This window comes from Bacillus salipaludis (assembly GCF_004358205.1).
The window spans coordinates 219,824-228,755 of the sequence record NZ_SMYO01000011.1; the positions used below are offsets into that span (position 1 = coordinate 219,824).

The 8,932-nt window shown below is 40.4% G+C and carries 9 protein-coding genes and 2 other annotated features; of the genes, 1 reads left to right on the plus strand and 8 read right to left on the minus strand.

Annotated features, from left to right (window positions below; all coding sequences use genetic code 11):
- Positions 1-200 precede the first annotated feature (200 nt).
- From trpA to trpE, 7 genes are read right to left on the minus strand one after another with little or no spacing between them, the layout of a single operon-like run.
- Positions 201-983 (minus strand): tryptophan synthase subunit alpha, encoded by a 783-nt coding sequence (gene trpA / locus E2K98_RS22195; RefSeq protein ID WP_133338040.1) that lies wholly within the window; start codon positions 981-983, stop codon positions 201-203.
- Positions 980-2,185, minus strand: coding sequence for a tryptophan synthase subunit beta (trpB, locus tag E2K98_RS22200; RefSeq protein ID WP_133338042.1), 1,206 nt, complete (start codon positions 2,183-2,185; stop codon positions 980-982). Before trpB ends, trpA begins: the two co-directional genes overlap by 4 nt.
- The gene (locus tag E2K98_RS22205; protein ID WP_133338044.1) at positions 2,182-2,808 is read right to left on the minus strand and encodes a phosphoribosylanthranilate isomerase; all 627 of its coding nucleotides are present in this window, start codon (positions 2,806-2,808) and stop codon (positions 2,182-2,184) included. Before E2K98_RS22205 ends, trpB begins: the two co-directional genes overlap by 4 nt.
- Positions 2,805-3,596, minus strand: a complete 792-nt coding sequence (gene trpC / locus E2K98_RS22210) for an indole-3-glycerol phosphate synthase TrpC (RefSeq protein ID WP_133338046.1) — start codon at positions 3,594-3,596, stop codon at positions 2,805-2,807. The genes E2K98_RS22205 and trpC overlap by 4 nt, the downstream gene beginning before the upstream one ends.
- Positions 3,597-4,622 carry an anthranilate phosphoribosyltransferase gene (trpD, locus tag E2K98_RS22215; RefSeq protein ID WP_133338048.1) on the minus strand — a complete coding sequence of 342 codons (1,026 nt, stop codon included), beginning with the start codon at positions 4,620-4,622 and terminating at the stop codon, positions 3,597-3,599. It lies immediately after the preceding gene.
- Complete coding sequence (locus E2K98_RS22220) at positions 4,594-5,205, minus strand: anthranilate synthase component II (protein ID WP_133338050.1); 612 nt, start codon at positions 5,203-5,205, stop codon at positions 4,594-4,596. The genes trpD and E2K98_RS22220 overlap by 29 nt, the downstream gene beginning before the upstream one ends.
- Positions 5,202-6,590, minus strand: a complete 1,389-nt coding sequence (gene trpE, locus E2K98_RS22225; protein WP_133338052.1) for an anthranilate synthase component I — start codon at positions 6,588-6,590, stop codon at positions 5,202-5,204. The genes E2K98_RS22220 and trpE overlap by 4 nt, the downstream gene beginning before the upstream one ends.
- A 69-nt stretch (positions 6,591-6,659) precedes the next feature.
- Positions 6,660-6,935, minus strand: a binding site (T-box leader).
- Between the two features lie 37 nt (positions 6,936-6,972).
- Positions 6,973-7,229 (minus strand) — a binding site (T-box leader).
- Positions 7,230-7,411: 182 nt separating this feature from the next.
- On the opposite strand from trpE, the gene E2K98_RS22230 reads away from it, so the two are divergent.
- Positions 7,412-8,695, plus strand: a complete 1,284-nt coding sequence (locus tag E2K98_RS22230; protein WP_133338054.1) for an MFS transporter — start codon at positions 7,412-7,414, stop codon at positions 8,693-8,695.
- A 24-nt stretch (positions 8,696-8,719) separates the two neighbouring features.
- Here E2K98_RS22230 and E2K98_RS31475 read toward each other — a convergent pair.
- On the minus strand, positions 8,720-8,932 hold a 213-nt coding region (locus E2K98_RS31475; RefSeq protein ID WP_208025407.1), incomplete at its 5' end, for a hypothetical protein.

Consider the following 8,932-nt stretch of genomic DNA (forward strand, 5'->3'; position numbering starts at 1 on the left):
CTTTATTTTAAATTCTATTTGAAAAACACACGGTAAAAAAAACAAACTTCCAGGTCTGGAAGTTTTCGGGCGCATAGCCTTGCTGTTAAATAATTCGGATACCTACTTATTATATATAATTCATATAACACAATCAAGATAACGGTAATTACTGTTATTTTCTCACAAGAAAAGTCTACTCCGTAGAGCAGACTTTTTGACTAGATTTTAGATTCAAGTTTTAATACGGACATAAGCGTTTCTAATTCTGCCAAGTTGTTTTGATTTAACAAATCAACAATTTTACTACCGACAATCACTCCATCGCAGTATGGAGTAATTTCTTTTATTTGCGTTTCATTTGATATTCCAAATCCAGCTAGAACAGGGATTGGACTGTTTTCCTTGATCGTGTGTAAGAACTGATTCAAATCTTGATTGTACTCATTTCTTGTTCCGGTTATTCCCTTTACCGTTACGGCATATAGGAAGCCATTGCCCTTTGATGAAATGGCCTTTATACGGTCAATTGGAGTGGTTAACGTAACAAGCCGAATCAGCTCAATTTTAGCGTCCTCTAAATAGGGCGTAATGATTTCTTCTTCCTCTACAGGTAAATCAGGAATAATACATCCGTCCACCCCCGCCACTTTTACATCCTCTACAAACTTAGCTATTCCGTATGCGTAGATTGGATTTAAGTAGGTCATCATAACAATAGGGACTGAAATCTGTGCTCTTGCTTTAGCAATCTCTGCAATGATCCCCTTTAATGTCGTACCATTTGCTAGCGCTCTAATCCCCGCCTGCTGTATCGTGGGACCATCTGCAACAGGATCGGAAAAAGGAACTCCTACTTCAATTGCCGTAGCACCCAATTTTTCTAGGGTAATAAGGCGGTCACAAAGGACCTCCAGGCCGCCGTCCCCTGCCATTATATAAGGAACAAACGCTTTCCTTTTCTGCTTGTTTAATTCATTAAATGTTTGTGTAATTCGATTCATTTTTCCCTTCCCCCTTTTAACCTTACTCTGACAGCATCAACATCCTTATCCCCACGCCCTGACAAGCAAACAACCAGATGTTCTGATTCTTTCATTTCAGCAGCAAGTTTAACTGAAAATGCAACTGCATGAGAGCTTTCTAATGCAGGGATAATTCCCTCTAGTTTTGATAAAAGCTGGAATGCATCAAGGGCCTCTTGGTCGGTAATCGAGTTGTAAATTGCACGGCCGCTTTCATGTAAATAGCTATGTTCCGGCCCAATTCCAGGATAGTCAAGACCTGCAGAAATCGAGTGAGCTTCGATAATTTGTCCGTCATCATCCTGTAATAGATACATAAGTGCACCATGTAATACGCCGGGACTTCCGCTTGTTAATGAAGCAGCATGAAAACCGGTTTCAATCCCCTGACCTGCGGCTTCAACTCCATACAATTTAACTTCTTCATTTCCAATAAATGGATAAAACATTCCCATGGCATTGCTTCCACCTCCAATACAGGCAACCACTGCCTCCGGAAGTTTACCTTCTTTTTCAAAAAATTGCTGTTTCGTTTCCTTTCCAATCACGCTTTGAAAATCACGAACAATCATCGGGAACGGGTGCGGACCTGATACAGAGCCTAACAGATAGTGAGTATCGTCAACATTCGCCACCCAGTAGCGAAGCGCCTCATTTACCGCATCCTTTAAGGTTGAACTTCCAGTCGTCACACTGACTACCTTTGCACCCAGTAATTCCATACGATATACATTTAGTGCCTGGCGTTTGATATCCTCCGCTCCCATAAAAATAATACAATCAAGATTTAGCAGTGCACATACCGTTGCCGTCGCTACTCCATGCTGGCCGGCACCTGTTTCCGCAACAATTTTTCGTTTGCCCATTCGAACTGCTAAAAGAGCCTGGCCAATCGCATTGTTAATTTTGTGGGCTCCTGTATGATTTAAATCTTCTCTTTTTAGATAGATTTTTGCACCGCCAGCATATTTCGTTAGACTTTCAGCAAAATAGAGCGGTGTCTCCCTGCCGACATAATCCTTTAAAAGCTGATTAATCTCTTCCTGAAAAGATGGATCCCCTTTTGCAATTTTATAGGCTTCTTCTAGTTCCGTAACAGCCTTCATTAGTGTTTCCGGGACAAATCTTCCGCCAAAAATGCCGAAGTGTCCTTTTTCGTTTGGTAATGTATAACTTGTCATACTATTGTCCTCCTCGTAAGGCTTCCCTTTGCCTTTTCAATAAATAGTTTAATTTTTTGAAGATCTTTCTTTCCGTCTGTTTCGACTCCGCTTGAAACATCAACCATATCAGGCTGGATGGTTTGGATTGCTTCCTCCACATTCTCCTGATGCAATCCACCGGCTAAAATAATTTTCTTTTCCTTAAGAATATCAAGATTAATGTTTTTCCAATTAAAAGCTATTCCATTTCCCCCCCGGTACTTTCCTTTTGGTCCATCAAGCAGGAGGTATTCACACGGATAATTTTTAATCTCCTCGAGGGTTTCGTCCGTTTCAATACTTGCGGCCTTTATTACCGGTAATGTCAATCTTTCACTTAACGATGCTGCTTCATCACCGTGTAATTGGATATGTGTTAATCCAGTGAAGTTAGCAATCTTCTCTATTCCTTCCAAGGTTTCATTGACAAACACTCCGACCTTCATAACTTCAGAAGGCAGTTTTTCAATGATGTCCTTTGCCTTCTCAAGTTCTACTTTTCGTTTACTCTCTGCAAAAACGAAGCCAATTGCATCTGCACCATAGGCTACAGCAGCTAGTGCAGTGTCAGCGTCACGAATTCCGCATATTTTCACCTTCATTGCTCCACACCTCGTGCAAGAGGAAGACGAAAATTAACCAATGATTGATTTACATCTGTGCTGACCATTAATGCTTCCCCGACTAGAATACCGTTCGCACCTGCTTTTCTAACTCTAACAACATCTTCGATTGAATGGATGCCGCTTTCACTGATAAGGAACGCTCCACTTTCTTTAACGAGTGCTGCCAAGTTTTCTGTTACTTCAAGAGACACATTAAAAGTCTTTAAATCCCTATTATTAACTCCAATAAGTTTTACACCTAATTTTAGGGCGGTTTGCAACTCCTCCAGGTTATGGACTTCTACTAAGATTTCTAATCCGAGGCTTGTTGCATATTGATGAAGTTGCATTAGTTTGTTCTCATCCAGTGCAGCAACAATTAATAAAATGATGTCAGCCCCATTTGCGGCAGCATGATCAATTTGAACTGGATCAATCATGAAATCCTTACAAAGGATCGGCAGTTCTACTGCTTCCCTTACTGATTTCAAGTCCGAAAAGGCACCTTGAAAGAAAGTTTGATCGGTTAAAACCGAGATGGCAGAGGCGCCGGAACGTTCGTATTGCCTCGCCTGTTCTGCTGGAGTAAGTGCTTGGTTGATGATGCCTTTTGACGGTGAAGCACGTTTAAATTCTGCTATAATTGAAATTTCCTCCGCCTTCTCTAGCTTACGAATGAAAGATTTTCTATCCTCTAAAAAGGGAGGAAGGTTTGGTCTCGACTCTTGAAGAATCGGAAGCTCCTGTTTTTTTTGTTCAATAATCCGGTCTAATATCGTTCCCATTTAGATTGCCTCCCTCTGCCCTGTTGCAGTTTTCTCAATTAATTGTTGAAGTTTCTCGTAAGCGGCGCCTGAATCTATTACCTCTCTAGCTTGATTGATGCCGTCCTGAATGGAGACAGCCTTTCCAGTTGTATAGATTCCAAGGCCAGCGTTCAATAATACTGTATCCCGGTAAGCCCCTTTTTCCCCTTTTAGTACTCGCACTAAGATTTCGGCATTTTCCCTCGAGTCTCCGCCCTTTATCTCGCTGTTATCATAATGTGGAAGCCCAACTTCCTCTGGTGAAAAAGTAAATTTTGTGATCTTGCCATTTTCTAAAATACTTAAATGATTTTCGCCCTGTAAGGATGCTTCGTCCATATACCCGGCACCATTTAAGACAATTGCCCGCTTCCGGCCCAGTTTGTGCAGCACTTCCGCAAACACCGGCAGCAAGTCGCGTCGGTAAACCCCTAATAATTGAAAATCTAAATCAATCGGATTGGTTAGTGGTCCAATAAAGTTAAACACCGTTGGAATTCTTAACTGCTTACGAACCAGCCCAATTTTTTTAAGTTTTGGATGGACATTTGGGGCAAACAAAAAAGCAATGCCCACCTCATCTATCACTTCTTCGATTCGTTCTGGTGCTAAATCTAAATTGATTCCGAGCTTCTCCAGAACATCCGCACTTCCTGTTTTGCTAGAAATACTTCTATTTCCATGCTTGGCAACCGGTATTCCCGCTCCGGCAATTACAAAAGCAGAGGTGGTACTAACATTAAAACTTGATGATCCGTCGCCTCCTGTCCCACAATTATCCAGAACATTCGGAAACTTCTTTTTAAAGCTTAGGGTATTTTCCTTCAATGCCCTTACAATACCGGTGATTTCTTCCACTGTTTCTCCTTTTGACTTTAACCCCATTAAAAAGGCGGCAATCTCACTTTCTGATACTTCCTCACAGAGGATATTGTCAATTGCTTCTTTCATTTCGTTTTCAGTGAACGATTTTTTTTCAGCTAATTGGAGTAAATAATTTTTCATTACGATTCATCCTTTCTATGTCATTTAAGAAATTTTTAAGGATTCCTTTTCCAGTTGGTGTCCCAATTGATTCAGGGTGGAACTGAAGCCCATACACCGGATAGTGCCTGTGCTTAATCGCCATTATCTCTTGGTCATCCATCGAAATTGCAACCGATTCAAATTCTTCTGGAAGACTATTTTTTTCAATCACTAACGAGTGATAGCGCATCACCTCTAATGGGGATGATAAGTATTCAAATAGCCCACAGCTGCTATGTGTGATAAAAGACGTTTTCCCATGCTTAATTGAATCAGCCCGTGTAATATTTGCCCCAAAAGCATAACCAATCGCCTGATGTCCAAGGCAAATACCTAAAATAGGAACCTTTTGATAAAACTCCTTAATTACTTCGATGCAAATCCCGGCATCCTCCGGTCTGCCAGGCCCGGGTGAAAGAATAATGGCTTTAGGATTTAACTCCTTCAGCTGCTCTATTGTAAGTTGATTATTACGAATGACAGTTGCTTTTTCCCCCAATTCACCAAGATATTGGTAAAGGTTAAATGTAAAAGAATCAAAATTATCGATTAGTACAATCATTTTTCACCCTCCAAAAATGATTTCAATTTATTTACAGTCTCCTCGTATTCGGACTCAGGATTAGAGTCGTGAACGATGCCTGCGCCGGCCTGAATATAGGCATTTCCCTCTTTCAAAATCATCGTCCTAATTGCTAAGGCAAAATCCATATTACCGTTTGCGGAAAGATATCCGATCGCTCCGGAATAAAGACCGCGCTTCGATTCTTCTAAGGAATTTATGATTTCCATTGCTCTAATTTTGGGTGCCCCTGAAACTGTTCCAGCCGGCAGGCATGCTGCCAATGCATCAAGAGCTTCGTTTTGGGAAGTTAATTGTCCACTGATTTCTGAAACCAAATGGATGACATGGCGAAATTTTTCAACAGCCATATATTTATCAACTGTAACAGTTCCAAATTCGCAAACCCTGCCAAGATCATTTCTTCCAAGATCGACAAGCATTTTATGTTCAGCTAATTCTTTTTCATCTGCCAACAGTTCTTTTTCAATTAATTGATCATCTTCAGGACTTGTTCCTCTTCTTTTTGTCCCGGCAATCGGATTTGCGATCACCTGTTTTCCTCTAACCTTAATCAAACTTTCCGGCGAAGAACCAATGACCGTGTATGGTTCAAAATCAATATAAAACATATAAGGAGTCGGATTATTCGCACGATGTTTACGGTATACGGATAATGGCGTTCCCTGAAATGCTGACTTCATCCGCCTTGAAAGGACAACCTGAAAAATATCTCCGGCAAGGATATGTTCCTTTGCCTTTTTCACATTATTGATAAAAGTCTCCTTCGTTGTCTCTGACTCATAACCGTTAAACTGGCAGGGTTCCTCTTCAAGAAAATAATCAGGTTGTTTTAACTCTTCAACTCTTTCCATAATTCTTTTTTCAATTTGAACCGGATCAGATTCCTCTAAAATCGGCAAGCCGCAAACCGTTACTTTTTCCTGAAGGTGATCAAAGACAATTAATTCTTCGTAAAACATCAAATGGACATCAGGCATATTTAAGCTATTTTCTAAGCTTGGGCCAATATCTTCATACTGCCGGACGATATCATAGCCAACATACCCGACAGCCCCCCCGATAAATGGAAAAGGAGTATCATTCATTTCCATTTTTGGGAGCAGTCTTTTTAAAATCTCTAAGGGATTTCCTTGAAGGATTGTTTCTTCGCCATTGCGTTTTATTAATTGAGCTTGATTACCTGTTGCAATTAATTCCAGTGCAGGATCCGCTCCAATAAAGGAATAACGTCCGGAGTCATTATATTTATGGGAACTCTCTAATAAAAATTTCTTTCTGCCGCTTATTTTTTTTAATATAGAGATCGGTGTCAGGGTGTCTCCTTTTAGTTCCTGAACCAAAAAGTTACTTTTTGTTTTCATTCCATTGCGCTCCTTTCAAAATAAAAAAAAATCGCCCTCTATGGATGCATTTTAAAATTTCATGCATCCATAGAGGGCGATTCTTAAACCGCGGTGCCACCTCCGTTTGAAACAGGTTCACAACCTGTCTCCTCTTTCAGATACAGGACATATTCGTCCGATATCCTATCCTTATAACGGTGGAACTCCGTGCAGTCCTACTGATCTAAGAAAGCATTTTCGCTTCCAGCGTTCAAACTGCATCTCGCAAGTCCATTCCACAAATTTCCTCTTACCGGGCTCTCACCCTCCCCGGCTCTCTGGAAAGAATCAAAAATGTGTACTCCTCTTGCTTAACGATTTTCAATATTAATTTTTTCAAAACAAAAAGGGCCCCCCATCCAAAAAGGACGAGAGACCCGTGGTGCCACCTTCATTAGCTAAAAAATTAGCTCACTTTACCGATATCGAAGCAGGTTGAAAACTGCTTGAATATCTGTCTCATGTAACGATGAGATTTCCGCCAAAGCCTACTACGCCATTTTGGGGTTCGGTTTGGGGCTCAGAAGTCCATTCACCATTACGTATTCACTGATTCGCACCATCCATCAGCTCTCTAAAGAATCCGTAAAAGTTACTACTCTTCATCAATGCCGTATCAATCTTTATTAATTGTTTTTAATGATAATCACTTTCCAACCGTTTGTCAACCATCAATTTTGGAATTTTCGAAATTGAATCGCTGGTCTAATTCCATTTAAAGGATTTTGGGTCCCTAATTATTTTGGGTCAAATAAGCCAATATTAACAGTAGCACATTATGAAGGCGGGATAGAAGGGTAATGGAACATATCGAGCAAATTTGCCCAAGTCCACGGGCAGTGAAAAAAAAATCATCATCATCCGGGAAAAAAAAGTCCGGTGAAATATCGAAGCAAAAGTGGGCCATTGTTTCTCTTTCCTCCATTCCATTGGTGATGACATTAGGGAATTCCATGTTAATACCTGTTTTGCCTGCAATGGAAAAAAAATTAAATATTTCTTCGTTTCAAACGAGTATGGTTATAACGGTTTACTCAATCGTTGCCATTTTTTTAATACCTGTCGCAGGTTACTTGTCCGATCACATCGGCAGAAAAAAAGTCATTATTCCCAGCCTCATCATTGCTGGTATTGGCGGAATAATTTCAGGATGGGCCGCTTGGAAATTTGACAATGCGTATTGGCTCATCTTACTTGGGCGCTCCCTGCAAGGGGTTGGTGCTGCAGGTGCAGCACCTATTGTCATGCCACTAGTAGGAGACATGTTTAAAAATGACGATGACGTCAGCAGCTGCCTCGGGCTGATTGAAACATCCAATACCTTTGGGAAGGTGTTAAGCCCGATTTTGGGAGCTTTTTTAGCCGGTTTCATCTGGTTTTTACCATTTTTCTCTTTTCCGGTATTTTGCGGGATTTCCGTGATTCTAATGATATTTTTAGTTAAGTGTCCTAAATCAACTCAAAAACCAATTCCGTTTAAACAATTTTTCCAAAATGTAAAGAAAACCTTTACCCAGGAAGGAAAGTGGTTATATGCCATTTTCTTTATTGGCGGAATCTTAATGCTTATTCTATTTGGAATTCTGTTTTATCTTTCGGAAATTTTCGAAAAAGAATATGGGATTCACGACTTGAAAAAAGGGTTCTTTTTAGCATTACCACTTGGCGCCCTTTGCTTATCATCTTTTATTTCAGGAAAAATCATTAAAGAAAATAAAGTTTTAATGAAATGGTTAACGTTTGGCGGAATTGTGGCTGCAGCTTTGTCCATTGCCGCTCTTTGGTTCTCGATAAAGTTATGGTTCATGATTACTATGTTTTTAATTAGCGGAGTAGGAATTGGAGCCGGGCTTCCTTGTTTGGATGCTTTAATTACCGAAGGAATTGAGAAAAAAGAACGTGGAACAATTACTTCGATTTATAATTCGATGAGATTTATTGGGGTGGCTGTCGGTCCTCCACTGATCGCCTTGCTCATGAAGCAGTCCAATCATTGGATTTTTATTTTGCTAAGCGGGCTAAGCATCATTGCTGCAATTGTTGCTTTAATGGCGATTAAGCCGGAGGCGGAGGGGCAGAAATAACCTTGAAGGCCAGCGGTTATATTTTCATATGAGTTTTGTCTGAAGGCCATATCTTTTTGAGTCTTGGGTAGTTTTGGCCTTCATAGACTTGATGAAGGCCATATCTTTTTGTTCATGTATAGTTTTGGCCTTCATGGACTTGATGAAGGCCATATCTTTTTGTTCATGTATAGTTTTGGCCTTCATGGACTTGATGAAGGCCATATCTTTTTGTTCATGTATAGTTTTGGCCTTCAT

Bases quoted from the DNA above. Each gene is read 5' to 3' on its own strand.
- trpA (WP_133338040.1), bottom strand. From the start codon at position 983: ATGAATCGAATTACACAAACATTTAATGAATTAAACAAGCAGAAAAGG.
- trpB (WP_133338042.1), bottom strand. From the start codon at position 2,185: ATGACAAGTTATACATTACCAAACGAAAAAGGACACTTCGGCATTTTT.
- E2K98_RS22205 (WP_133338044.1), bottom strand. From the start codon at position 2,808: ATGAAGGTGAAAATATGCGGAATTCGTGACGCTGACACTGCACTAGCT.
- trpC (WP_133338046.1), bottom strand. From the start codon at position 3,596: ATGGGAACGATATTAGACCGGATTATTGAACAAAAAAAACAGGAGCTT.
- trpD (WP_133338048.1), bottom strand. From the start codon at position 4,622: ATGAAAAATTATTTACTCCAATTAGCTGAAAAAAAATCGTTCACTGAA.
- E2K98_RS22220 (WP_133338050.1), bottom strand. From the start codon at position 5,205: ATGATTGTACTAATCGATAATTTTGATTCTTTTACATTTAACCTTTAC.
- trpE (WP_133338052.1), bottom strand. From the start codon at position 6,590: ATGAAAACAAAAAGTAACTTTTTGGTTCAGGAACTAAAAGGAGACACC.
- E2K98_RS22230 (WP_133338054.1), top strand. From the start codon at position 7,412: ATGGAACATATCGAGCAAATTTGCCCAAGTCCACGGGCAGTGAAAAAA.